Source organism: Aneurinibacillus uraniidurans, from assembly GCF_028471905.1.
GTDB classification, from domain to species: domain Bacteria; phylum Bacillota; class Bacilli; order Aneurinibacillales; family Aneurinibacillaceae; genus Aneurinibacillus; species Aneurinibacillus uraniidurans.
The window spans coordinates 1,345,521-1,370,898 of the sequence record NZ_CP116902.1 but is presented as its reverse complement, the minus strand read 5'-3'; the positions used below and the strand labels follow the sequence as shown (position 1 = coordinate 1,370,898).

At 43.9% G+C, this 25,378-nt stretch carries 30 protein-coding genes; all 30 read right to left on the bottom strand.

Annotated elements, in window-relative coordinates:
* Positions 1-8: 8 nt before the first annotated feature.
* Entirely contained in the window at positions 9-791 is a 783-nt protein-coding gene (locus tag PO771_RS06960) for a phosphatidate cytidylyltransferase (RefSeq protein WP_272562537.1), read from the bottom strand.
* Between the two features lie 11 nt (positions 792-802).
* A complete protein-coding gene (locus tag PO771_RS06955) occupies positions 803-1,576 on the bottom strand; it encodes an undecaprenyl pyrophosphate synthase (protein WP_272562536.1) in 774 nt (257 codons plus the stop codon).
* A 61-nt stretch (positions 1,577-1,637) separates the two neighbouring features.
* Complete coding sequence (gene frr, locus PO771_RS06950; RefSeq protein ID WP_272562535.1) at positions 1,638-2,195, bottom strand: ribosome recycling factor; 558 nt, start codon at positions 2,193-2,195, stop codon at positions 1,638-1,640.
* Between the two features lie 3 nt (positions 2,196-2,198).
* Positions 2,199-2,921 (bottom strand): UMP kinase, encoded by a 723-nt coding sequence (gene pyrH, locus PO771_RS06945; RefSeq protein WP_272562534.1) that lies wholly within the window; start codon positions 2,919-2,921, stop codon positions 2,199-2,201.
* Positions 2,922-3,010: 89 nt separating this feature from the next.
* Complete coding sequence (tsf, locus tag PO771_RS06940) at positions 3,011-3,895, bottom strand: translation elongation factor Ts (protein ID WP_272562533.1); 885 nt, start codon at positions 3,893-3,895, stop codon at positions 3,011-3,013.
* A gap of 92 nt (positions 3,896-3,987) precedes the next feature.
* Entirely contained in the window at positions 3,988-4,704 is a 717-nt protein-coding gene (rpsB, locus tag PO771_RS06935; protein ID WP_272562532.1) for a 30S ribosomal protein S2, read from the bottom strand.
* 177 nt (positions 4,705-4,881) lie between these two features.
* Positions 4,882-5,373 (bottom strand): DUF6115 domain-containing protein, encoded by a 492-nt coding sequence (locus PO771_RS06930; RefSeq protein WP_272562531.1) that lies wholly within the window; start codon positions 5,371-5,373, stop codon positions 4,882-4,884.
* Between the two features lie 74 nt (positions 5,374-5,447).
* Entirely contained in the window at positions 5,448-5,768 is a 321-nt protein-coding gene (locus PO771_RS06925) for a hypothetical protein (protein WP_272562530.1), read from the bottom strand.
* A gap of 18 nt (positions 5,769-5,786) precedes the next feature.
* Positions 5,787-7,220, bottom strand: a complete 1,434-nt coding sequence (locus tag PO771_RS06920) for a flagellar assembly protein A (RefSeq protein ID WP_272562529.1) — start codon at positions 7,218-7,220, stop codon at positions 5,787-5,789.
* 21 nt (positions 7,221-7,241) lie between these two features.
* Positions 7,242-8,030, bottom strand: a complete 789-nt coding sequence (locus tag PO771_RS06915; protein WP_272562528.1) for a FliA/WhiG family RNA polymerase sigma factor — start codon at positions 8,028-8,030, stop codon at positions 7,242-7,244.
* A gap of 16 nt (positions 8,031-8,046) precedes the next feature.
* A complete protein-coding gene (locus PO771_RS06910) occupies positions 8,047-8,460 on the bottom strand; it encodes a hypothetical protein (protein ID WP_272562527.1) in 414 nt (137 codons plus the stop codon).
* A 1-nt stretch (position 8,461) separates the two neighbouring features.
* Positions 8,462-8,944, bottom strand: coding sequence for a chemotaxis protein CheD (locus tag PO771_RS06905; RefSeq protein WP_272562526.1), 483 nt, complete (start codon positions 8,942-8,944; stop codon positions 8,462-8,464).
* Positions 8,941-9,558 (bottom strand): chemotaxis protein CheC, encoded by a 618-nt coding sequence (locus tag PO771_RS06900; RefSeq protein WP_272562525.1) that lies wholly within the window; start codon positions 9,556-9,558, stop codon positions 8,941-8,943. Before PO771_RS06900 ends, PO771_RS06905 begins: the two co-directional genes overlap by 4 nt.
* Before the next feature lies 1 nt (position 9,559).
* A complete protein-coding gene (locus tag PO771_RS06895; protein WP_272562524.1) occupies positions 9,560-10,036 on the bottom strand; it encodes a chemotaxis protein CheW in 477 nt (158 codons plus the stop codon).
* A gap of 15 nt (positions 10,037-10,051) precedes the next feature.
* Positions 10,052-12,109, bottom strand: a complete 2,058-nt coding sequence (locus PO771_RS06890) for a chemotaxis protein CheA (RefSeq protein ID WP_272562523.1) — start codon at positions 12,107-12,109, stop codon at positions 10,052-10,054.
* A 14-nt stretch (positions 12,110-12,123) separates the two neighbouring features.
* Positions 12,124-13,281, bottom strand: a complete 1,158-nt coding sequence (locus tag PO771_RS06885; protein ID WP_272563122.1) for a protein-glutamate methylesterase/protein-glutamine glutaminase — start codon at positions 13,279-13,281, stop codon at positions 12,124-12,126.
* A gap of 21 nt (positions 13,282-13,302) precedes the next feature.
* Complete coding sequence (locus PO771_RS06880; RefSeq protein WP_272562522.1) at positions 13,303-14,187, bottom strand: MinD/ParA family protein; 885 nt, start codon at positions 14,185-14,187, stop codon at positions 13,303-13,305.
* Positions 14,180-15,436 carry a flagellar biosynthesis GTPase FlhF gene (gene flhF, locus PO771_RS06875; RefSeq protein ID WP_272562521.1) on the bottom strand — a complete coding sequence of 419 codons (1,257 nt, stop codon included), beginning with the start codon at positions 15,434-15,436 and terminating at the stop codon, positions 14,180-14,182. Before flhF ends, PO771_RS06880 begins: the two co-directional genes overlap by 8 nt.
* On the bottom strand, positions 15,436-17,469 hold the full coding sequence (flhA, locus tag PO771_RS06870) for a flagellar biosynthesis protein FlhA (protein ID WP_272562520.1): 2,034 nt from the start codon (positions 17,467-17,469) through the stop codon (positions 15,436-15,438). Before flhA ends, flhF begins: the two co-directional genes overlap by 1 nt.
* 25 nt (positions 17,470-17,494) lie before the next feature.
* Positions 17,495-18,583, bottom strand: coding sequence for a flagellar biosynthesis protein FlhB (gene flhB, locus PO771_RS06865; RefSeq protein WP_336297951.1), 1,089 nt, complete (start codon positions 18,581-18,583; stop codon positions 17,495-17,497).
* Entirely contained in the window at positions 18,583-19,362 is a 780-nt protein-coding gene (gene fliR / locus PO771_RS06860; RefSeq protein ID WP_272562519.1) for a flagellar biosynthetic protein FliR, read from the bottom strand. The genes flhB and fliR overlap by 1 nt, the downstream gene beginning before the upstream one ends.
* Before the next feature lie 3 nt (positions 19,363-19,365).
* The gene (gene fliQ / locus PO771_RS06855) at positions 19,366-19,635 is read right to left on the bottom strand and encodes a flagellar biosynthesis protein FliQ (protein WP_096465212.1); all 270 of its coding nucleotides are present in this window, start codon (positions 19,633-19,635) and stop codon (positions 19,366-19,368) included.
* Positions 19,636-19,650: 15 nt separating this feature from the next.
* Positions 19,651-20,409 carry a flagellar type III secretion system pore protein FliP gene (gene fliP / locus PO771_RS06850; protein ID WP_272562518.1) on the bottom strand — a complete coding sequence of 253 codons (759 nt, stop codon included), beginning with the start codon at positions 20,407-20,409 and terminating at the stop codon, positions 19,651-19,653.
* Positions 20,410-20,414: 5 nt separating this feature from the next.
* Positions 20,415-20,855, bottom strand: a complete 441-nt coding sequence (locus tag PO771_RS06845) for a flagellar biosynthetic protein FliO (RefSeq protein ID WP_272563120.1) — start codon at positions 20,853-20,855, stop codon at positions 20,415-20,417.
* A gap of 187 nt (positions 20,856-21,042) precedes the next feature.
* The gene (locus tag PO771_RS06840) at positions 21,043-21,405 is read right to left on the bottom strand and encodes a response regulator (protein ID WP_096465206.1); all 363 of its coding nucleotides are present in this window, start codon (positions 21,403-21,405) and stop codon (positions 21,043-21,045) included.
* Between the two features lie 30 nt (positions 21,406-21,435).
* Complete coding sequence (gene fliY, locus PO771_RS06835; RefSeq protein WP_272562517.1) at positions 21,436-22,725, bottom strand: flagellar motor switch phosphatase FliY; 1,290 nt, start codon at positions 22,723-22,725, stop codon at positions 21,436-21,438.
* Positions 22,718-23,716 carry a flagellar motor switch protein FliM gene (gene fliM, locus PO771_RS06830; protein ID WP_272562516.1) on the bottom strand — a complete coding sequence of 333 codons (999 nt, stop codon included), beginning with the start codon at positions 23,714-23,716 and terminating at the stop codon, positions 22,718-22,720. The genes fliY and fliM overlap by 8 nt, the downstream gene beginning before the upstream one ends.
* A gap of 38 nt (positions 23,717-23,754) precedes the next feature.
* Entirely contained in the window at positions 23,755-24,225 is a 471-nt protein-coding gene (locus tag PO771_RS06825; protein WP_272562515.1) for a flagellar basal body-associated FliL family protein, read from the bottom strand.
* Entirely contained in the window at positions 24,218-24,457 is a 240-nt protein-coding gene (locus tag PO771_RS06820) for a flagellar FlbD family protein (RefSeq protein WP_272562514.1), read from the bottom strand. The genes PO771_RS06825 and PO771_RS06820 overlap by 8 nt, the downstream gene beginning before the upstream one ends.
* 70 nt (positions 24,458-24,527) lie before the next feature.
* On the bottom strand, positions 24,528-25,343 hold the full coding sequence (gene flgG / locus PO771_RS06815) for a flagellar basal body rod protein FlgG (RefSeq protein ID WP_272562513.1): 816 nt from the start codon (positions 25,341-25,343) through the stop codon (positions 24,528-24,530).
* Positions 25,344-25,378 lie beyond the last annotated feature (35 nt).

Here is a 25,378-nt window from a genome sequence, read left to right as displayed (position 1 = left end):
CTTTCATTTTATAATAAATGGAGTACATGCAGAACAGGGAATACAATAATCCAGCTGTCACAGCGGTCAAGTACCCCACCATGTCCCGGAAGAAGCGTACCGGAATCTTTCACATTAAATGTACGCTTCACAGCCGATTCAATCAAGTCCCCAATCTGTCCGCTAATCGCAATCACGAGCCCCATTAAAAGTGCTTGCAGCAGCGTTACTACGCCACAGGCAGCAAACACCACCATGACCAGCACTGCAAGCACAATGCCGCCCATTGATCCTTCCACCGTTTTATTCGGGCTAATCGCTGGCCATAGTTTTGTTTTTCCGATCGCTTTTCCAACAAAATAAGCACCAGAATCCGTCGCCCAAATACTAAACAGTACCGCCAGCGTCACAGCTAGACCATTTTCGATCCGGGTCGCGTTTATGTAATGAAAACCGAACCCAACATACAAACAACCTAACAGCACATAAGCGATATCAGGATATTCAATACGATTTTTCGAGACCACCGTTATAAAAAGCAACAGCAGTACAAATAAAAACAAATAATCTGTCCGAAGCAAACCTTCGTTCCACGCCCAATTCGGTAGCACGATTAGCCATGTAAACAAAAGACCTGCGATTCCGTGTATATCAGTAATCGCAATCTGCTTCATCCGCATCAATTCAAAATAAGCCAGGGTTGCCAGAAAAAAAACAAGGGCAGTATACCAGACACTTCCCATATACAAAAGCAGAAGAAACCCGGCCGCCCCCACAATTCCCGTTATAATACGAGTTTTCAAGCACTCCACCTCTATTATTGTTACAGCGCTCCATATCGTCTACTGCGCCGCTGGTATTCCTGAATCGCGTTATAAAAATCCTGCTGCGAAAAATCAGGCCAGAAGCCATCATGAAAAATAAACTCACTATACGCAAGCTGCCACAACAGAAAATTACTCAACCGCAATTCACCGCTCGTACGAATCAACATATCCGGATCAGGAAGTCCTCTTGTTTCCAAATACGAACTGAACACATCCTCTGTGATATCCGCTTCTGCTAGCGTACCATTCCGTACATCCGCTGCAATGTGCCGTACTGCATCGAGCATTTCAGCGCGACTTCCGTAGTTCAGCGCAAAGTTCAAAATGAGCCCTGTATTTGTTTTTGTTTTTTCTTGTGCCTCCATGATAGCCTGAAGGGTATGCGCTGGAAGCTTCGTTTGGTCTCCCATCATTCGCACCTGTACGTTGCGCTCGATTAACTCGCCCAACTCCATTGTAAGGAATTCCTGTGGTAACTTCATAAGAAACTCCACTTCATCTGTAGGACGCTTCCAGTTTTCTGTGGAAAATGCGTACAGGGTCAGCACCTTAACACCAATCTCATCCGCAGCTTTTGTAATTTCTTTCACTGTTTTCATGCCAGCCCGGTGGCCCAGAACACGAGGCAGGGCACGCTGCCGAGCCCAACGACCGTTTCCATCCATAATAATGGCCACATGCTGTGGAATGTTGTCCGGGTCAAGTGTCATCCCTTCCGGCAGCGTACTTCCCCCATTTTTCTGCATCCACCTGGTCAGTTTATCAAGCATACGTAGTTCCCCCGTGCAAACAAATGTCATAAACCCCCTCTTTACGGAGGGGGCATACGTCTTACACTTCCATAACTTCTTTCTCTTTATCCGCTACGGTTTTATCAACGAGAGCTACATACTTATCCGTTGATTTCTGCACGAGCTCTTGATGATGCTTCATATCATCTTCCGTGATATCTCCGTTTTTCTCAAGCTTTTTGATGCTTTCATTTGCATCACGACGAATATTACGGACTGCAACTTTCGCTTCTTCGCCTTCTTTTTTCGCAAGCTTCACAAGTTCTTTCCGGCGCTCTTCTGTAAGAGCTGGAATCGAGATACGTACCACACTACCATCGTTTGTCGGTGTCAATCCAAGATCGGATTTTAAAATCGCTTTCTCAATCGGACCAAGCATCGTTTTTTCCCATGGTTGGATAAGAATCAGGCGCGGTTCCGGTGTGTTAATGTTAGCTGCCTGATTCACCGGAACGGGAGATCCATAATAATCGACCATAACACGGTCCAGAAGAGCAGGTGTTGCACGTCCAGCACGAAGCGTTGTTAATTCGCGTTTCAAAGCCGCAATCGCTTTTTCCATACGCTCTTCGGCTTCTTTAATAATTTGCTGTGGCATGTTTTATTCTCCTTTCACAATGGTTCCGATTTTTTCACCCATAATTGCACGCTTAATGTTACCTTCTTCCGTAATGGAGAACACAAGAAGCGGGATGTTATTATCCATACACAGACTTGATGCAGTAGAGTCCATCACACCAAGGCCTTTGTTCAGCACTTCAAGGAATGTCAACTTTTCGTACTTCTCTGCGTTGGCATCAACCTTCGGATCAGCCGAGTATACACCATCCACTTTATTTTTTGCCATCAGAATGACTTCCGCTTCAATTTCAGCAGCCCGAAGTGCAGCTGTTGTATCTGTCGAGAAATACGGATTTCCTGTCCCAGCTGCGAAAATCACAACCCGGTTTTTCTCAAGATGACGCACCGCTTTTCTCCGTATGTACGGTTCTGCTACTTGGCGCATTTCAATAGATGTCTGAACACGCGTTGGCACGTTCAGACGCTCTAACCCGTCCTGCAGAGCCAAACTATTCATGACAGTCGCAAGCATCCCCATATAGTCGGCTGTCGTACGATCGATTCCTTTGGCACTTCCTGCAAGGCCGCGCCAAATGTTACCGCCTCCGACTACAATCGCAACCTGTACTCCAAGTTCGACGATTTCTTTAATTTGCTTCGAAATGGACGAAATGACATCCGAGTCAATTCCATAACCGACATTGCCTGCCAGTGCTTCTCCACTTAATTTTAATACAACACGTTTATACGCCGGAAGAGGCATGAAAAAACAACTCCAATCCTGTAAAATCCTAGTCCCGGTTTAAAAATAGGGAACACAATGTGTCCCCTATTTTCTTCGGTTACCCGCTCTTATTGTTTTTTAGTCTGTGCCATAACTTCTTCTACGAAGTTATCGACTTTTTTCTCAATACCTTCGCCCACTTCATAGCGTACGAAACGAACAACATCCGCGTTGTTTTCTTTCAAGAGGTTTTTCACTTTCTTGTCGGAATCTTTTACGAATACTTGTTCAACAAGGCAAACTTCTTCGTAGTATTTGTTCAAACGGCCTTCAACCATTTTTTGTACGATATTTTCTGGCTTGCCTTCGTTCAGCGCCTGTGCAGTCAGAACTTCACGTTCACGATCAAGTTCAGTTGTGTCAACTTCTTCGCGCTTCACGTATGTAGGGCGAGCAGCTGCAATTTGCATTGCCAAATCTCTTGCAAGTTCTTCATTGCCGCCAACAAGTTCGATCAGAACTGCAATTCGGCCACCCATATGAATGTAAGAACCGAATACGTTGCCTTCTGGCTTTTCAATAATTTCAAAGCGGCGGAGGTTCATGTTCTCGCCAATTGTTGCGATTTTTTCGTTCAGTACTTCTTGCAGAGGAGCACCTTCACCTTTGAAAGCTTGACCCATTGCTTCTTCAACAGAAGCTGGACGCTGGCTTAACAGGTGATCTGTGATTTCTTTTACGAAGTTTTGGAAGTTCTCGTTTTTCGCTACGAAGTCAGTCTCAGAGTTAACTTCTACGATGCAAGCAACATTGCCTGCTGCTGCAACTGCAGCAAGACCTTCTGCCGCAACGCGATCAGATTTTTTCGCAGCTTTTGCGATACCTTTTTCACGGAGCAGGTCAACTGCTTTTTCCATATCTCCATCTGTTTCTTGCAGCGCTTTTTTGCAATCCATCATACCAGCGCCTGTGCGCTCACGCAGTTCTTTTACCATGCTTGCACTAATTGCCATGGGAAAATCCTCCTAATAATTGTATGTGCTTTTTTGTAAGAAAAGGGTGGGAAGGGGTACGATACCCTCCGCCCACCCTTGCTTTGTGGAACTTATACAGTAGCAGCTGGTGCCGCTTCTTCCCCTTGACCTTGGTTAGCTTCAAGGATTGCATCTGCCATTTTACCGGTTAACAGTTTAACAGCGCGGATAGCGTCATCATTACCCGGAATTACATAATCGATTTCATCCGGATCACAGTTTGTATCAACGATACCTACGAGCGGGATACCAAGTTTGTGAGCTTCCGCAACAGCAATGCGCTCTTTGCGTGGATCGATTACGAAAATCGCATCCGGAAGACCCTTCATGTTTTTGATACCGCCGAGGAATTTTTCCAGGCGCTCTTTCTCTTTACGGAGAATGATAACTTCTTTTTTCGGAAGAAGTTCGAATGTGCCGTCTACTTCCATTTTTTCAAGCTGGTGCAGACGAGATACTCGTTTTTGAATTGTGCTGAAGTTAGTCAGCGTACCACCCAACCAACGTTGGTTAATGTAGTACATGCCGCAGCGAGCTGCTTCTTCTGCTACAGATTCCTGAGCTTGTTTTTTCGTACCTACAAACAAGATTTTGCCGCCGTTTGCTGCAACTTCACGGATGAAGTTGTAAGCTTCGTCAACTTTTTTCACTGTTTTTTGCAGATCAATAATGTAAATACCGTTACGTTCGGTGAAGATATAGCGGGACATTTTCGGGTTCCAACGACGTGTTTGGTGACCGAAATGAACACCTGCTTCGAGTAATTGTTTCATAGAAATTACTGCCATCTCCAACGACACCTCCTCTAAAATGGTTTTTTTGTAATGCCTCCGCTCCTCGCATCTCCAGTTGAAACTTGCAGCAGTCTTCCCGCTTCAAGCACCGTCACCCGGATTGAAGAACGTGTGTATTTTTACACCGCTAGTAAATATACCATAGGTGCTAAAAAAATGCAACTCACTACTTTATGAAAAGAATCCCTGTTTTTTTAGCATCTGAATGACCATCGCAACTTCCCCATCCCCAATGCCCAGTTTGCGTGCGATTTCGTGTGGCGACATCCCATCTGCATATAAGGCTGGAACTTCTCTGTAGTCCTCTTTTAAATAGAGCATCGGCTGCACAGAAGGGGAAAGCCGATCCGCCTGACCTGGAGCATGTGGTATCGGATTGGCAAGTTTCTGCATGAGCTCGTCCTTCTGTTCCTGAAGCATATGTACTTGTTCCCGTAAAGAAGCAAGCTCTGCCTTGATTCCTGTCATCTCACTATCATGCGTCCGTTTCAATTGGGTAATGGAACGAAGTAATTCCTTATTCTCCTGATCGAATTCCTGCATAACTGTAGCAAGAGTTTCTTCCATCGTGCTCCCTTCCGTTGTTCGTCTCCCTGTCTGAAGCATCCACAATGCTAGAAGCAGCAGTCCGACAGTTAGTCCTGCTAACCATACTGTTGTCACTTGTTCCACCTACCGTACAGGAGAAAACGAGGCAGATCTGCCTCGTTTTCTCTCCTTCATTTTAGTTGTATATCTCAAAGTGAAATATCGAGCTTATGACCAACATACGGATGAAGACTCTCATCATGCTCCTCATCGTTCGGTGCTTTAGCTCGCCGACTTTTTCCGTGTCCTTTGTGTCCATCTTGCTTTTCTTTCTGATGCTGATCAATCGTTCCTTGTTCGACATGCTCCGCTCGAATGGTACGCGAACTATTTCGTTCATCTTCCTGCTGCTGTTCAAGTGCTAGAGATGCCTGCTCTTGCTGTGGACGTTCTTGGAGCTGTTCCGCTATTTTCCCTATGTCCTGCATACGTGGAATTGCAATCTGCAGTTCAAGTGCTCGCAACGTCATCTTCTTCCCCTCCGTTACCTATAAAATGGTTGAGGTTACTTGGCCATCTTCTCCTAGATAAAACGCGGAACGACTGTAGTTCTCCTTAATAAACCGTACGGCGCTTCCGAATACGAGCTTGGTGCCACTGTACATAATACCAGAACATTCAACTCGCGCACCCTGCATACCATTCAGCACTTCTTCAATTTCACCAAGGCGCTCTTTAGACTGTGCCAGTTTTTTCTCTGATAAAAGCTTGGAATTCGTAAATTTAATCTGCATGGCTTTTTTATCAGCCGTAAGTTGCCCCTGCATAGCCAACTGATCAAGAAAACGCAAGCCCTGATCAGCCTTCAGCACAGCAGCTGTATGTTCTTTTACTTCCTTTTTTAAATTTTGTAATTCTTCGCGCAACTGTGGTTTGACTCCTACCTCTATACTAGTCGGTGTGTTAGCTGCATTGCCAATAATTTTCGCCAGCACACCTTCCCCTGCTTTAATTGAACCACCAACAATCAGCCCTTTTGTAGCCCGACAAATTACCTGGTGGCCTGCGCTCACGTTGCTGTGCATAATAACTTGCGAAATAATCACATCATTCTCCGCCGTCACAACTGCATCCTGGATAAAGCCTGCTTTCACATCATGCCCAGCTTTCACATGTCCTTTATTCTGGCCAATGACTCCCTGAACGATTTCAATTGTTCCATTCGCTTCAAGTGTAGCACCTTCTACACTGCCGGCAATCCGAATATCTCCTCCAGCTTTAATGGTAAATCCAGGATGTACATTCCCGCGTATAACAACGCTTCCGACAAAATCAATATTCCCGACACTGAAGTCAAGGTCTCCCTTCACTTCATAAACAGAAAGGACATTCAGCTTTCCCTTATCTGTGACAGAAACCTGCCCATCAATCGCTGCATATGCATGCACTTTCTCCTGGTCAAGAAGCACATTTTTTCCGACCTGGTAGCGCGCTTCTTTCCCATCCTTTGCTGCGATCTCGTCACCTGTTACTGATTTGCCTGGTGTGCCTTTTATAGATGGAATTTTTTTAGCAAGCATCTGTCCTTTAGAGACATTAAGTAAAGTAAGGACATTGTAATAATCGACACTACCATCTTCCTTCTCTTGCGGGCCTGTTTTCCCAGCAGAAGAACGAATCATATATTCAATCTTTCCATCAATACCATGTACAGGAGCAACTCCATGTGCAACGATTAATTTCTCATGTGAATAGCTACGCGGACTTGCTGCTACTTTGCGAAGCAATTCCTCATCTCGACCGAAGCGCACTTTATTTTTTTCTAGTACAGAAATAATCTCATCATATGTGAGAGTCATTCCGTCTTCCATCTCAAACTCCATGACGGCAGTAAGCTTATCTTTGGCAATTTGGACTTTCGCTACATCCACAAACTTTTTCGCAGGCGGCGTCTCTTTCCCCTTGTTTTCAAATTCCTCCATATTCATCCTCTTCTTCCCTATTTATTCATTTAATAGATATTCCTTTGCCCGCTGCAATGCACCTCTCATCCGAAAGACCGCTTTAGAATGAAGTTGTGAAATGCGCGAAGCAGATAACCCCATAATTTCTGCAATTTCAGTAAGGGAGCATTCTTCATAATAGAAAAGCGAAACTACTGTCTTTTCTTTAGGGGGCAATTTATCAATCGCTTCCGCCAAAATATGTTTTCGCTGTTCTTTATGAAGCGCTGTTTCCGGCTTCTCAGCATTTTCATCTGTAAGGATTGTCTGCCGGGCTTGTTTATGATCCTCATCATCTTGAATCGGCTCATCCAGCGAAAGAACGGAGGCAAAAGACACATCAAGAAGCGTCTGGTTCAATTCGGCTGTTGATACATTTAAATATTCGCTGACCTCTTCATCTGTCACCGCACGCAGGTGCTGCTGTTCAAGAATTGTGTATGCTTCTTCAATCTTTTTTGCTTTATCACGAACAGAGCGTGGAATCGTATCATTCTCCCGCAAGCCATCAATCATCGAACCACGAATCCGCCACATTCCATACGTTTCAAATTGAAGACCACGCATATAATCAAACTTTTTTAGAGCATCAAGTAGGCCAAATCTTCCGAAGCTGATAAGATCGTCTTTTTCCACTGTGTCAGGGAGACCCATAGAAAGACGTGTCGCCACGTAATTCACAAGAGGGAGGTATTGCTCAATTAGCTCAAATTCAGCCTGTCGGTCTCCCTGTTCACGCCAGCGCTTCCATTTTTCAATATCTACTTGCTTCTTTGCTTTTCGCGCCACCGTAGGTTACCCCTTTCTATTCATCGGAGAATACCCGCAAAGCCTGTGCAATTTCTTCAGGATCAAGGGCTGATGATTCATTGCGTGCAACACGAGGGAAATCATTCGGAGAAAATCCTGCAAAATCTCCCTCTGCACGACGTTGCTGATCTGTTCCTGTTTCCACAGGTGACATAGATGTCTCTTCAGGTGTCACAAGATTGATATGTTGCCCAGGTCCAACTCCTTCTTCATGCGGCAGAAGAACGGTTCCTAACGTCTGACGTATTACAACCTGAGCAACTATGATGATAAAAAAGAAAACTCCAAAAACAACCAAAGATCGGATTAAGCTCTCCACAAGCAGATTATTGAGAAACGAAAACATAAAAGTAAGCACGCTTACGATACCGGATAATATAAAATTCCACTTCAATGTACCAGTCGTCATGTTAAATTTCCTTTACACCTTGATTTACTGTACGAATGTTTAACATGCCTGTACAGCTATCTAATTCAATTGTACGACCGCAATTTCCTCCTGTATCTTCTGCTACAATTGGAATTCTTGCTTCTTGAAGCGCCATACGACAAGCTTCTACATTACGAGGTCCAATACGCATCGTATCACTTGTCGATGTAAAAGCAAACATTTGCGCTCCACCTGCTAGTTTGGCAACAATACGACGCGTATTCGCCCCTGCTCGTTCCATCTCTTCAATGAGCTTCGGGATAGCCGTATTTGCATATTTAGCAACATTTAGCAACCCTTTACTCAATGAAGAATCAGGAAGCATTACATGTGCCATCCCCGAAATTTTGCTGTGACTATCGAATAATACAACCCCTACACAAGAGCCCAAACCTGTAGTACGGATATGATCTGGAGATTTTGCGATATTTAAATCAGCCATTCCAACTTTTACAATGTTCATTCAAGCGGCACTCCCAGCGCGCGGAATAATTGCGGAAGAGCTGTCGGGTCCGGCACCAGGAAGAAATGACCTTCCAACTCTTCATTTCCTTGAAAAAATGCAGTATCAATTGTCAGGGCAAAATCTCCAGTATGACCAATCTCCAGCAACCCATATGACAAGATTGCTCCTGCCATATCAATCGCAACTGCTGGAGGAGAAGGTTGCATGTTCAATTTAGTAAAATCTGCAAGCGATGACAAATAAGAGCCTGTTAAAATATTTCCAATCTCATTGAGAGCAGATAATTCCATTTCATCAAACCATTCATCGTCATCTGTCTCAATTCCCATTAGTTCACGCAGTAACTTCTTGGCAGATGGAAGAGAAATGATAAAAAACATATTTCCGGGAATGTCACCCTTCACCTGCAAAAATACACATACAACAAGTGACTCATTCCCTCCTACAAAATCTGCAATTTCATCAAACGAAATTATTTTCACTTGTGGCACTTTCATATCAATCTCTTTAGAGATTAATCGTGACAGTGCGGTGGCTGCGTTGCCAGCCCCAATGTTTCCGACTTCACGCAGCACATCAAGTTGAAAATCACCGAACTGATCAAATTTCATATTACGCCTCAATATTTTCTAATTGTTTAATTTCGTCTGTATTCAATACTTTGTCAAGATTCAAAAGAATAAGCAAACGACGATTCAACTTCGCAACCCCCCGCAAGTATACGGCCTCGATACCGCCTACTACTTCAGGCGGTGGTTCGATTGCATTAATCGGGATGTCAATGACATCGTTAGCCGAATCAACAATAAGTCCAACTTCAATTTCACCAACGGCAACAATGATGACACGCGTCGTTTCACTATACACTGCTTCTTCAAGGCCAAAACGACGACGAAGATCAACAATCGGGGTTACAATCCCACGCATATTGATGACCCCTTTTACAAAATAGGGGGTGCGTGGAACTCGTGTAATGTGTTCTAGACGTTCAATTGATTTTACTTGGTTAACTTCTACTCCGTATTCTTCATCTTTCAGGCGGAACACAATCACTTTGATTTCTTCAACGATATCTTTATGATCCAACACGATTGTTACCCTCCTTTATTTAATTAATGCGTTGCAGTCAATAATAAGCGCTACCTGGCCATCACCAAGAATGGTAGCTCCTGAGATCGCAAACACATTAACCAAATATTTCCCTAAGGATTTTAATACAATTTCCTGCTGTCCAATAAAGGAATCGACAACGAGACCAGCCATTTTATCTCCCTTGCGTACAATTACAACAGAGATATCGCTTTCCTTCGGCTTTTCAGTATCTGGAATATTGAAGATTGATTTCAAAGATACAAGCGGTACAATTCGACCGCGGAAGTCAATCACATCCTGTTGGTGGGCATGCATAATTTCATCCGGTGTAAACACCGCTGTTTCGATAATGGAGCTAAGCGGTACAGCAAACTTCTCGTCTTCCACCTGTACAAGCATTGCAGAAATGATAGACAGTGTAAGTGGAAGCTGAATCAAGAATGTCGTTCCAGCGCCTGGAGTGGAATCAATGCCGACTGCCCCCCCAAGGGATTCAATCTTTGTTTTTACAACATCCAGCCCGACTCCCCTGCCAGATACGTCTGAAATTTTATCAGCTGTACTCAGACCTGAAGCGAATAAAAGTTCGTCAATCTGCTTGTTGGAAAGATTCGCAGCGCCTTGCTCCGTGACAATCCCTCGTTCGATTGATTTCGCTAGCACTTTTTCGCGATTAATACCAGCACCATCGTCTTTTACTTCGATAAAGACGTGGTTACCACCATGGTAAGCCTTCAGTTGAACAAGTCCTTCCTCTGGCTTCCCTGCGGCGATACGTGCTTCTGCTGATTCTACCCCATGGTCAAGCGAGTTGCGCAACAGGTGAACCAGTGGGTCTCCAATTTCATCAATAACAGTACGGTCAAGCTCTGTTTCTGCGCCAATAATCTCTAGATTGATCTTTTTATTCAAGTCTTTCGCAAGGTCACGTACCATACGTGGGAAACGATTAAATACCTGTTCAACCGGAACCATGCGCATCGTAAGAATAATGCTCTGTAAGTCCCCGCTAATACGACTCATGTGTTCAACCGTCTCCATAAGCTCGCTCTGTCCGGACTCACGCGCCAGCTGCTCAAGACGTCCACGATCAATGACAAGTTCACTAAATAGATTCATCAATACATCAAGGCGTTCAATATCGACCCGAATCGTTTTGCTTGCTGCCGGCTTTTTATTTACAGTAGCAGCCTTCTCCTCTTTCGCTGCTCCTTCTTTCACTGCTACCGGCTTCGCAGCAATCGGCTTTGCTTCTGGAGCTTTCGCTGGTGCCTGCTGTGTTTTATATTGCTTTGGATCAATGACAATGACTTCTACCGATTCGATCTCTGAGACGTTAAGCACCGTCTTTTCGACTTTTTCGATTGTTTCCTTTGTCAGGAGCACAATCTCAAACGATTTTTCAAACTTTTCTTCTTCAATCTCTTCTACGCTCGGTGTTGTTTTAATAATTTCGCCAAGTGAGTCCAAGTTGTCATACACCATATAGGCGCGTGCGGCTTTCAGAACACAGTTATCTTGAACCGAGGTTTTAATCCAGTATGCATAAAAACCCGTCTGCTGTGACTGCTCGACTACAGTCAATTCATATTCATCAAGACTGCCCACTTTTTGCTGTTCCTCCGCTTCAGGGACAGAGACAGCTTCCACCGCAACTTCTGACACTTCCTCTTCTGCTGACGGAGAAAAGTCACCGCTTAAAATCGCCTGTAACATCGCAACGACATGGCTAACATTTTCTTTGCCATCTCCGCCACCTGCAATCGAATACAGCATCGTTTCAAGCAAATCTACGCATTTAAAAATGACATCCATAATATCTGAGTTGATGACAAGCTTATGATTCCGTGCTTGATCGAGCACGTTTTCCATTTCGTGCGTAAGCGCGGCCATATCTTCAAAACCCATGGTTGCCGCCATTCCTTTTAGCGTATGTGCGGAACGGAAAATTTCATTAATTAAATCTACACTTTCCGGGTCATTCTCCAGCACAAGCAGGTTATCATTGATGGCTTGAATGTGCTCTTTCGACTCTTCGATAAACATATCTAAGTATTGATTCATTTCCATAACCATCCACCTCCTTAACAATTCAAACAACGAACAAGCTGGTATGAAATTTCATGCAAAGGCACAACTTTATCGACAACTCCTGCCTGAATGGCTGCACGTGGCATTCCAAACACAATACAGGTTGACTCGTCTTCAGCAATGACTGTCTGAACTCCCGTTTCTTTCATCGCCTTAACTCCGGCTGTTCCATCATTCCCCATGCCAGTCATAATAACTGCATGCTTGGGAGAGTAGGAAAGCCGCGCTATCGATTCAAACAATATATCGACCGAGGGTCTGTGTCCGGCTCGTAGCTCTTTTTGATTAAGCGAAAGATATAGCGTACCGTCCCGCTTCTGACACACTTCCATATGATAATTGCCCGGGGCAATATAAGCGCATCCCCTACGAATCGGTTGATTATCTTCCGCTTCCATCACACTAATTTCGCACAACGAGTCAAGACGCTGGGCCAATGACCGTGTAAACCCTGCCGGCATATGCTGCACAATAACAAGCGCTCCATTGAGGTTAGCTGGCAGTCCACTTAAAAGTACCTGAAGCGCTTTAGGGCCACCGGTTGACGTACCTACCGCAATTAAATGACCGACATTCACCGGGGTAGAAAAGCCTGCCTTTTTTGTTTCTACCACAGGGATGCTCATCACTTTTTCATTTGACGATGCATCAATTGCAGACATGAGTCGCTGATGTTGTGCTCCCCTACTTGTCATAGAGCGCTGATGAATACGAGACAACAGCTCACTTCCTTTGCGCAGGTGAGTTACATTTACCTGTGCTGCCGCTTTTACTTTTTTTATAATATCGGCTCCAACTTTATGAAGATCAAGCGAGATTGCACCGGATGGTTTTGAAATAAAATCAACGGCTCCAATTTCAAGCGCCCGGATCGTCTCAATCGCTCCCTGTTTGGTCAAACTACTAAGCATGAGCACTGGCAGCGGATGTGTCTTCATAATTGCAGATAACGCATCTAACCCATTCATAATCGGCATCTCGATATCAAGCGTAACTACATCAGGGTTGAATTTATCCACAAGCTCAATCGCATCCTTACCGTTACGCCCTTTCGCAATGACTTCAATTTCAGGGTCACTTGCTAAAATATCTCCAATAATCTTTCGCATAAAAGCCGAATCATCAATAACAACTACTCGGATTGGACGCAACACACTCCCCCTCCTCTCGTCTTATTTCCAAAACGAGCGCAAACGTGAAATAAACCCTTTCATACCTGCTTCTTTTTTCTGTTCGTTTTCTTGCTGTAAATAAGAGCGAACCAGGTCCCGCATACTATGGGCGGCTTTACTAGAAGGATACGCTAGAGAGAATGGCTGCTGTTTTTTCACAGCTCTCGTAACATGAACATCATCAAACATAAATCCCAGCGAGAAAACTTCCAAACCAAGGAACTGTCGAGAAACAAGAGAAAGTTTATCCGCCACAAACTTCCCTTCTTTTGCACTAGCTGCCCGATTGACAACAACTCGAAAACATACACCTGGTTTACGACTATGCGTCATTTTAATTAAGGCATATGCGTCCGTTAGTGCAGTCGGTTCTGGGGTTGTTACAATCAGAATCTCATCAGCCGCCAGCAAAAAACGCAGCGACTTCTCTGATATCCCCGCCCCTATGTCTAAAATGATGACATCTGCATAGCCCTGGAGCAAGGCTAGCTGTTCAAAAAAATACTGCAGCTTCTTCTCATCCAACTGAAAAATTTGCGACAGCCCAGACCCACCAGCTATAAACTGTAGTCCATTCGGCCCCTTCTCAATAATATCCCAGATAGAGAGACCTTTGTCTATGAGATCAACAATATTTTTTTGTGAAGAAATACCTAAAAGAACATCAATATTTCCAAACCCAACGTCTAAATCCATCACAACAACACGTTGTCCTTCTTGTAATAAGCCTAGTGCAAAGTTAAGGGCAACGTTTGATTTTCCTACTCCGCCTTTTCCACTTGCCACTGCCACTACTTTTGTTTTGCGGCTACCATGCTGCAAAACAGATGGGGCAGATGATTGCCGAAGCAATTTTTCACGAAGCTGCTGTGCTTGGTCATTCATGTTCACGATCCCCTAACACCAGAGAAACAACCCGTTCAGATGTTGCCTGTTCAATATCATCTGGAACGTTTTGTCCGTTTGCAAAGTATGAAAGAGAAAGCTTCCGCTTCAGCACAAGATTCACAATAGCTCCATATGAACGTGTCTCATCTACCTTTGTAAAAATGACTTTCTGGATGGGTACATGTCTAAAGCTTTCAGCCACCGCTTGAATGTCTTCATACTTTGCAGTCAAGCTTACTACAAGAAACGTTTCAATCGGCTGATGAGCTACAAGTAGATTATTAACCTCTTCCACATATTCTTTGTTGCGATAATTCCGGCCAGCTGTATCCATAAAAATCAGATCACAACCAGTCAAACGCTCAATTGTCTGTGGGAGCTCTTCTGCCGCATATATAACTTTCAGTGGAACATTCAAAATATTAGCATATGTTTTTAACTGTTCAACAGCCGCAATTCGATATGTATCAGATGTAATCATTCCAACTTTCCGCTTATGCTGCAATACACTAGCAGCTGCTAACTTGGCAAGCGTCGTTGTTTTTCCTACACCAGTCGGTCCCACAAAACTGACAAACGTCGCCTGCTGACTCAATGGTCCTTGTGCGGACTGGGATTCATCCATCCAAGCAGTAAGTTGTTTGCTAACTTCTGCCCACACCTTTGTTTCCTGGCCTAATTCTTCCGGTGATAAATGCTTCATTACTCTCTCAAACAAGGAAACAATAATGTCATCTTCTACTTCCTGCTTTTGCAGGCGCTGACGAATGGTCATAAAAACCGGTGGCATGGCAGATGCTTTCTCATCTGTCATCATCAACTTCCAAAGCATGGTTCTCATATCGCCGATCTCTTTTGTCAGTACCTGAACGTTTACTTCTGGTACCGGCGCGATATTTTCCTGCACAGCTTTTTGCTGGAGGATAGAAGAAAAATCGACTGCCCCACTGTCTTTCTTACCGGAGTCTACTGTCGATACAGGCACAACCTCGATCGGAGGAGAGACAGCTGGTACAAGTGATGGTGATGGCATTGTCCTTGCCGCGTCTACCCGACGCGGGCGCTGTTTTTCGGAATTCGGATCTATTGCAGCAATCACTTCAATTTGTTTTTTTCGAAACATCCCCAGAAATCCACCGGTCTTTACTGGCTTTGTATTTAAAATAATCGCATCTTTTCCTAATTCGGAGCGTATTTGTTCCAACGCATCCGACATAGAATCCACGATGTATTTTTTGACGCGCATTATACGCTCACCACCCCTATGCTCTGGATCTCAACGTCTGGTTCCAGCTCATTATACGAAAGAACAGGAATTTCAGGCATCATGCGTTCAACAAGCTGACGCAAATACATCCGAATAGAAGGCGATGTAAGGATCAGCGGCTGCTGCCCTGTCTGCAGCATATGGTTCACCTGTTCCGACAGTGAGTTGAAAATACGCTGCGATGTTTCCGGGTCAATCGCCAGATATGCTCCTTGCTCAGTTTGCTGTACAGCGTCCGCAATTCTCTTCTCTAATGCTGGCCCTGCTGTAATCACGCGCAACGGTTCACCTGGTACCGCATAATGCAATGTAATCTGGCGAGAAAGTGACTGACGCACGTACTCTGTAAGCAAGTCAGTATCTTTCGTGTACGGTCCATAGTCAGCAAGCGTCTCCAGAATCGTTGGCAAATTACGAATCGAGATTTTCTCACGCAGCAGTTTCTGCAGCACCTTCTGTACATCCCCAATAGACATGACGTTTGGAATAAGCTCCTCAACAAGTGCAGGCGATGTCTCACGCACATTGTCAATGAGTGCCTTTGTTTCCTGCCGATTCAACAGCTCATGTCCATAACGCTTAATAATTTCTGTTAGGTGTGTAGCTACAACAGAAGGTGGGTCTACTACCGTGTAACCAGCCATTTCTGCACGCTCTTTCACTTCTTCTGTCACCCAAAGAGCTGGTAGACCAAAAGCAGGCTCTACCGTTTCAATCCCGATAACAGAGTCATCCTCAATACCCGGACTCATTGCCAGATAATGGTCTAGCATAATTTCGCCATGTGCAACCTGATTTCCTTTAATTTTAATAACATATTCATTTGGACGAAGTTGAATGTTATCACGGATACGAATAACTGGCACGACGACCCCAAGTTCAATTGCACACTGGCGACGAATCATAATAACTCGATCAAGTAAGTCGCCGCCCTGATTGGTATCTGCCAGTGGAATCAATCCATATCCAAATTCAAATTCAATTGGATCAATATGTAACAGACTCACTACACTTTCTGGACTGCGTACCTCATCCATCTCCGCTTCCTCTCCAGATGCCTCAAACGAATCTGGCTGTGATCCCATATTTCGCTGCAGGCGGAAGGCAAGGAAAGCCATCACTCCGGCTACTGGTACTGTCCTCAGCGGACCGATCGGCGTAAGCACTCCCATCAATAATATCGTAGCTGCCACAATATAGAGCAATCGCGGATACGCAAGGATCTGTTTGGCCAAATCGTCACCAATATTTCCATCAGAAGCCGCCCGCGTTACAATAATACCTGTCGCAGTAGAAAGAAGAAGGGCTGGTATCTGGCTAACAAGACCATCACCAACAGATAACAAGGTAAATGTTGTAGCAGAGTCGGTAAATCCTTTGCCATGAATGACCATCCCGATGATAAGACCGCCAATGATATTAATAATGAAGATGACAATCCCCGCGATGGCATCCCCTTTGACAAACTTCGTTGCCCCATCCATCGCTCCGTAAAACTCAGATTCCTGACTAATTTTTTGACGACGCTGCTGTGCTTCTGCATCCGAGATAGCACCCGCATTCAAATCAGCATCAATCGCCATCTGTTTTCCTGGCATCGCATCGAGTGCAAAACGTGCCGCTACTTCCGCTACGCGCTCGGAACCTTTCGTAATAACCATGAAATTAATCAGTGTCAGAATTAAAAAGACAACAAAACCGACAACCGCATTTCCCCCGATTACAAACGAGCCAAACGCCTCAATAACTTTTCCTGCCTCAGCATGTGAGAGAATGTTTCGTGTCGAGGAAACGTTAAGTGCCAGACGAAAAATCGTCGTAATAAGCAGGATCGATGGGAAGATCGAAAACTGCGATGGATCATTCGTATTCATCGCCACAAGCAAAACAGTAAGTGAGATAGAGATATTTATAATTAAAAGAAAATCGAGGAGGGGATTCGGCATGGGAATAACAAGCATGACAACAATAGCAATGACAAACCCCATGACAGCTAAATCTCTACGACTCATCGTTTCTCCTCCTTCCACCTATTTCTTAGATTTTTCCTTTTAATCTATATACGTAAGCGAGAACTTCCGCTACCGCCTGGAATAGATCTTCCGGAATCGGTTGGTGAATCTCTACCTGTGCATACAGCGTACGTGCAAGTAATTTATTTTCCATTGTGATGATGCTATTTTCTTTAGCAATTTGCCGTATTTTAAGGGCAACAAAGTCCTGTCCTTTGGCAATTACAATAGGAGCCTGCATAGTCGCACCATCATATTTAATCGCCACGGCAAAATGCGTCGGGTTCGTGATGACTACGTCAGCATTGGGAACTTCCTGCATCATGCGGCGCATCGCCATTTCGCGCTGCTTCTGCTTAATTTTCCCTTTAATCTGCGGGTCCCCTTCCATCATCTTATACTCATCTTTTATATCCTGCTTAGACATACGAAGCTGCTTTTCATGCTGGAACTTTTGATACATGTAGTCTAGAATAGCCAGCACAATAAGCAAAATAGCGATTGCAAAGCCAAGCTGTATAATCAGCTTTCCGATAACCGTAATCATATCTCCAATTGTCTTAGTTGCTAGTGTTAGAAGGTCGTTCTTTCCATTCCATAACACTAGCCAGGCAGCGAGACCAACTACTACTGTCTTAAGGATTGATTTTAATAAATTTACAACGGCCTGCATCGAAAAAATTTTTTTTGCACCTTTAATCGGGTCAAGCGCACTTAATTTAAACTTAAGCGGCTCAGTAGTAAACAGCATCCCAACCTGAACATAGTTGGCGAAATAAGAAATGACAAGCGCGACAAGCAAAAAAGGCCAAACAATCAAGAAGCTCTGATAGCACATTTCAATCATTAAATCCCGTATATTTTCCGGTGTAAGTTCCATTAGCAAATAACGATTGAAGAAGCTGAGAAAAAACTGCTTCATCTGCTCTCCCATGCTTTTTCCTGCAAAAAAAAGCAACAGGAATATAGCCAACAAAAGCGATGCAGCAGGAATATCCTGACTTTTAGCTACCTGTCCTTCTTCTCGTGCCTTCTGTTTTTTCTTTGGAGTTGCTTTTTCTGTTTTTTCTCCAGCAAAAAACTGCAGATCCATCTGGATTTGAAGCATGTACATTAAACGGCCCCCATTATCTTAATCATCTGGGCCATAGAAGAGAAAACCACTTCCAGCAGATGGCCGATTACGAAAAAGTACGCCGGAAAAACAATAATCAACACGAGAAAACCACCCAGAAGCTTAGCTGGCATACCCACAACAAAAATGTTCATCTGTGGTACCGTCTTAGCTACAATCCCAAGTGCCACGTCCATTACAAATAAAGAACTAACAAGTGGTGCAGCAAGCAACATTCCAGACATAAACATATAGGAAAACTTCTCGAGCAAAAATCCGGCAATAGAGCCGTCTCCCCATCCACTCATCCATTTATCAAGTGGAATAGCCTGGTAACTAGACAGTATCCCTTCGATTAATAAATGGTGCCCATTGACCGATAAAATAAAGAGCAATGTCAAAACGTATTTGAAATTCCCCATTAATGGAGAGTTCATACCCGTTAACGGATCGATAACTGATGCCATAGCCAAACCTAGCATCATATCAATAAAAGAACCGGCAGTCTGAATGGCTGACAGAAGCAGCAAACCAATAAATCCAAGCAGGAGTCCTACCAGTACTTCTTTCAAAGCAAGATATACATACGCCCAATTCAATTCAATCATACCACTCGCTTTAACAAGCGGAAATGCAATGAGCGCCAGAAAAAAAGAAAGTCCTACTTTATACATGGCCGGTACGTTTCGTGCAGAAAAAACAGGTGCTACCACAAAAAACGCCGTAATTCGAATAAACACAAGTAAAAAGGCTGGTAGTAATTCTACTAATTGAATCATAGGCTACCCTATAAATTTGTATAAATTAGCTAAAATAGTAGAAGTAAAATCAAGCAAGTGATTAAGCATCCACGGTCCAAATATAACTAGAGCTACCATCGTAGCTACAATCTTTGGTACAAAAGCAAGAGTTGCTTCTTGAATGGATGTTGTTGCCTGAAAAATACTAACCAAAAGGCCGACGATAAGCGCAATCCCTACTAGAGGCGCACTGGTAAGCAGCAGGGTAAACACTGCTTTTTGGGCAAGTGAGATAATAAATTCCTGTGACATTCTCCACTCTCACTCCTATTGATAACTTAACAGCAAAGACTTAACCACAAGATACCAGCCATCTACTAAAATAAACAGCAAAATTTTAAATGGTAGCGAGATCATTACCGGTGGAAGCATCATCATCCCCATTGCCATCAAAACACTGGCTACTACCATGTCAATTACAATGAATGGGATAAAAATCATAAATCCCATCTGCATCGCTGTTTTCAATTCACTAATGGCATATGCTGGAACGAGGGCTGTCAACGGTATATCTTTTACTGTCTTTGGTTTTGGTGTTTTTGTATAATCCAAAAACAAGTTCAAATCTTTCCCACGCGTATGTTTTACCATAAAGTTCTTAAACGGATCAACCGCTCTCTCCAATGCCTGTTCCTGTGTAATCTGCTTATTCAAATATGGCTGAACCGCCTGTGTGTTTACCTGCGAAAACGTAGGTGCCATAATGAAAAACGTAAGAAACAATGCAAGACCTATCAAAACTTGTGTAGGAGGTGCCTGCTGCGTGGACAGTGCCGTTCTCGTAAACGATAGAACGATAACAATACGCGTAAAGCACGTCATCATAATCAAAATAGAAGGTGCCAGCGAAAGAACCGTAAACAACAGTAAAATTTGCAGTGTTACTGATACATCTTCTGGATTATTAGACGTTCCTAGCTTAATATCGACTCCTGGGATCGGCACAGACGCCGCATGACCGGTTTCTGGTATGAAGAGAAAAAGTACGACCAGCAATACTGACGCCATTATGTGCAAACGTTTCATATTTCTTACTCCTTCTCCTCACCATTAAACAATTCTTCCTCTACACGCTTACGCCTCTGCTTTGCCTCTTCTACCTTAGACTGAAACAGTGCTTGAAAGTTTTGATTCGCTGGTTGCTCTTTATCGATCTGTTTCTTAGATATTCGGCCTACTAAGGCTTGAAGGCTTGGGATAGAAGGATTAGATGGCTGTCCCTGTGATTCAAGCAAAGAAACAATCTCATCTGCTTCCTCCCCTTCAATATGGCGTAACAGATTAATATTTTCTCCCACACCGACCAGGTAAAGGGAAGACCCCACCTGAATAATTTGTACGGATTTCTGTGGCCCCAAAGAACAACCACCCAAAGATCGAATCGCTGTTCTTCCAAAAAAGAGGTTCGTTCTCTTTCCTAAAAAGCGAAACAGTATGTAAATAAGTCCTATAATCAAAGCAAGAGCTAACATAGTCTGGAGCAATAGCATAGACATACTTGTCGATGAATTCGAAACTACTTCTGGTTCATTAAGAGCAGGCTTAGTCGGAAGCGAGACGCTCGCATACGTTTGCCCCGCTCCCGCTGCCCACCATATACCTGTAAGAAAGCTACATACCTTCACGTGTATTCTACATCTCATATCAGATAGCTCTTTTCTAGCCTAGCGTCTTTTTAATTGCTTCGATTACACGATCTGCCTGAAACGGTTTTACAATAAAATCTTTTGCCCCAGCTTGAATGGCATCAATAACCATAGCCTGCTGGCCCATTGCAGAACACATGATAACCTTAGCACTTGAATCAAGTTTGCGAATTTCTTTCAGCGCTGTAATGCCATCCATTTCCGGCATGGTAATATCCATTGTGACAAGATCCGGGGACAACTCTTTAAATTTTTCGACGGCCTGGGCACCATCGCTAGCTTCCCCTACCACATTAAATCCATTCTTTGTCAGAATTTCTTTGATCATCATACGCATGAAGGCAGCGTCATCTACAATTAATACTTTATTGCTCATATCTTATATCCTCCTTACTCACATCTGCCGTTATTGTAATTTCTGCATGCGCTCCAACTGACTAATGATATCCGTTACACGCACACCAAAGTTCTCATCAATAACAACAACTTCTCCTTTGGCAACAAGCTTGTTATTTACTAGAATATCAACCGGCTCACCTGCCAGTTTATCCAATTCGATAATTGAACCTGGTGAAAAATCTAAAATATCTTTAATTAGTTTTTTAGTGCGGCCAAGTTCAACGGTCACTTTAAGCGGTATATCGAGCAACATATCTATATTTTGCGGTAATCCCTGTGGAGCAGCAGCATTTCCAAATGCCGAGAACTGTACAGGCTGTACATTTGCCTGTGGCTGTTGTGGTGGCTGTGGCGGATACGCTGCATATCCTTGTGGTGGATACTGCGGATATGGTGGATAGGCCGGCGGCTGCTGATACAGATTCGGATCCGCATACGGTGGCGGATAAGCAGCTGGTGGTTGCTGCGGCGGCTGTCCATAGTCCTGCCCCATCCCTGCAGCAACTGGCTGTTGTTGTGGGATAGACTGTGGAATCGCCGGTGGCATTTCCTGTACAACCGGAGCCGGAGTCGAATCGGGCATCGGTGCTGCCGGTTCTTCTCCCATGCCGCCAATGAGCATGTTGACCATTGATTTAGCGAACGGAATTGGTATAAGCTGCATGATATTCGAATCAATAAGTGTGCCGATCTTCAAGCGGAACGAAACTTTAATGAGAATATCCTCTTGTGGAATGTTCTCTGTTCCTTTTCCATGCGCCAAATCCATCATATCAATTCCTGGCGGAGAAATATTAACCAATTTATTGAAAATTGTTGACATGGATGTAGCAGCTGAGCCCATCATCTGGTTCATCGCTTCTTGTACAGCACTCAGGTGAATCTCACTCAGTTCCTCTGGCGGACTTGTACCATCGCCTCCCATCATTAAGTCAGCAATAATTTGCGCATCCTGGGTCCGGATCACAAGCAGATTAATCCCCTGAAAACCTTCCGTATACTCTACATGTACAGCCACATACGGCTGTGGAAACTGACTCTGTACATCTTCACGACGAATCGCACCAACTTTTGGTGTGGTAATATCCGTCATCTGACCAAGAAGACTGGAAAGTGCTGTAGCTGCGCTGCCAAATGTGATGTTTCCAATCTCGCCGAGTGCATCCTGCTCAAGTGGAGATAAGATATCATCAATATTAAGATCCTGCTGACTTCCTGCCTCTTCCTCTTCATCCTCTAGATTGTTTTGCGTTAACAAAGCATCGATTTCATCCTGGGAAAGCATTTCCCTACTCATCTTCTTCCACCCCTTCTTCCTCCAAAACTTTTTCAATCAATACCGCGGAGCGACCTCTGGAAGTTCCCGGCGTGGCCAAATATTTCGCCTTCCGCCCAACCATCACTCTTACTTTATCTTCTGTCCGCTGATCAAGCTGGATGACGTCTCCTGGAGCTAGATTTAAAAACTCGCTAACAGAAATGGTGGATATTCCAAGCTCCGCAATTAGAGGAAGCTTTGCGGTTCGCACTCGTTCCTGAAGAATTTCGATTTCACGCTCATTCCGTGTCTTCTTTTGTGTTGATAACCAGTAATGGGCGGAAAGTTTTACCATTAACGGTTCAAGCACTACATGCGGCAGACAGAGGTTAATCATGCCTGTTGTCTCTCCGATTTTTGTACTAAATGAGATTACAGCAACCGTTTCATTCGGCGACACAATCTGCATAAACTGAGGATTTACTTCTAGCAACTCGAGTTCCGGCTCCATGTCGACCACGTTTTTCCACGCTTCCGCAAAGCTGTACAAAGCTCGACTGAAAATCCGCTCCATAATAGTAGTTTCAATTTCTGTAAGCGCACCTGTTTTGTTTGATGTTGTGCCTGCTCCTCCTAAAAGACGCTCGAGCATCGCATAAGCAACATTCGGATTTACCTCCATCACCATACGACCTTCTAGCGGCTCCGCTTCAAATATATTCAGAATGGTCATCTTTGGTATCGAACGAATAAACTCCTCGTAAGGAAGCTGATCAACAGATGCAACACTTATTTGCACAAACGTTCGGAGTTGTGCTGAAAAATAAGTGGTAAGCAAACGCGCATAATTCTCGTGGATACGTGTTAACGTACGAATCTGGTCTTTAGAAAACCGTAGCGCCCGCTTAAAATCATATACTTTTACTTTCTTCTCCAACTCTTCTTTTTTCAGCTCTTCCGCGTTCATTTCCCCGGATGAAATTGCCGCAAGCAGCGCATCAATTTCTGATTGGGACAAAACTTCACTCATAAGTGTCACCCCCTTCTCTGCGTCATAATAACCTGCACTTACATATCAATAATTTTATGTGTTGTAATAACCTTCAGAACTTTACCTTCTTTGAGAAGCGGATTCAGCTCTTTTTTTATCGCGTCTTCCATTTTCGCAATTCCACCGGCACCCTGAATCTCTTCCGGTTTCATCGAAGATAAAGTTGTAATAATAATATGTATAACTTGAGGCTTACGTAACTCTAGCTCTTGCTTTGTCTTCTCATTCTCAGCCTGAATAGCAAACTTAGCTAGGATGAGTTTACCATCGATAAGATTTGTTCGGATCTCATCTGTTTCAAATGTGACTTTTTGAAATTCCTCTGCACTCATCTGCTGGATTTCTTGCTGGTCAGACTTTGCTGCTGGCGCTGGATTGGCGACATACGTTTTCCAGAGAACAAACGCTACAAAACCAAGAAGTGTTACAGCAATAAGCAAAATTAGCATAATAGCGATCAATTTGTTTTTGAATAACCCTTTAAGCATCTTTCAACCCCTCCGCTTTACGGTCTCGTTCCTGTAACTGCATTGTTTTAATCACATTAATCTCTCTATAAAAATTGGTCAGGGCTGAAAGAACCTCGGGAATAGATTCTCGGATGACAAACTTTTTTCCGTTGACCAATGTAATCATCGTGTCTGGTGTCGCTTCTACACTTTCGATCAGCAATCCATTTACAACGTATTCTTTTCCATTCAATCGGGTCAGGCGGATCATCTATCTCCCTCCAGTAAAAAACGGGGGAGGAGTGAATTCCTCCCCTTCTTATATTATAGTACTATGAATTCTATCGTTTTAAGTTTACAAGTTCTTCAAGAATGGAGTCAGATGTGGTGATAATCCGGGAGTTCGCCTGGAAACCACGCTGTGCGACGATCATTTCGGTAAATTCTTCAGAAAGATCCACGTTGGACATTTCTAGAATACCTGCACGAATTGCTCCTCGAGCCTCTTTATTGGCTTCACCCCACTTAGGAGCAGCAGGATCTTCTGTGGCGGATGCTGTGAGTTTGTAGAGGTTCGCTCCTACTTTTTCTAATCCAGCCGGATTCTCAACCATAGCGATACCGACTCCAGTAGTTGTTGTATCAGTTTTACCGGCATCATCCGTATACGTAATTTTACCGTCTGCACCAATGGAATAGGATTTAATTTTATCCATAGTTGTCCCTAACGTCACTTTCGCACCACCACTATCAAGAACGAATAGACCATTGGAGTTTACGAGATTACCATCTCGGTCAAAAGAGAAGTTCCCTGCACGCGTCACAAAAACCTGATCAGTTGCATCCTTTACCATAAAAAATCCATTCCCCTCAATAGCGAGGTCAGTCGGAACGCTCGTTGTCATAAATCCACCTTGTGTATGAATGACATCAATAGCAGCTATGGCAGATCCTAACCCAACCTGTTTCGGATTCGTTCCACCCAGATCACCAGGCGCACTTCCTCCTGACATTGTCTGACTCAAAATATCTTGAAATTCCACACGGCTTTTCTTGAAGCCGGTTGTATTTACGTTAGCAATATTATTACCGATAACATCCAGTTTCGTCTGGAAACCGCGTAATCCACCGATACCTGAGTACATAGAACGTAACATGTTTTATTTCCCCCTATTTTTTTCGTATTGTACCG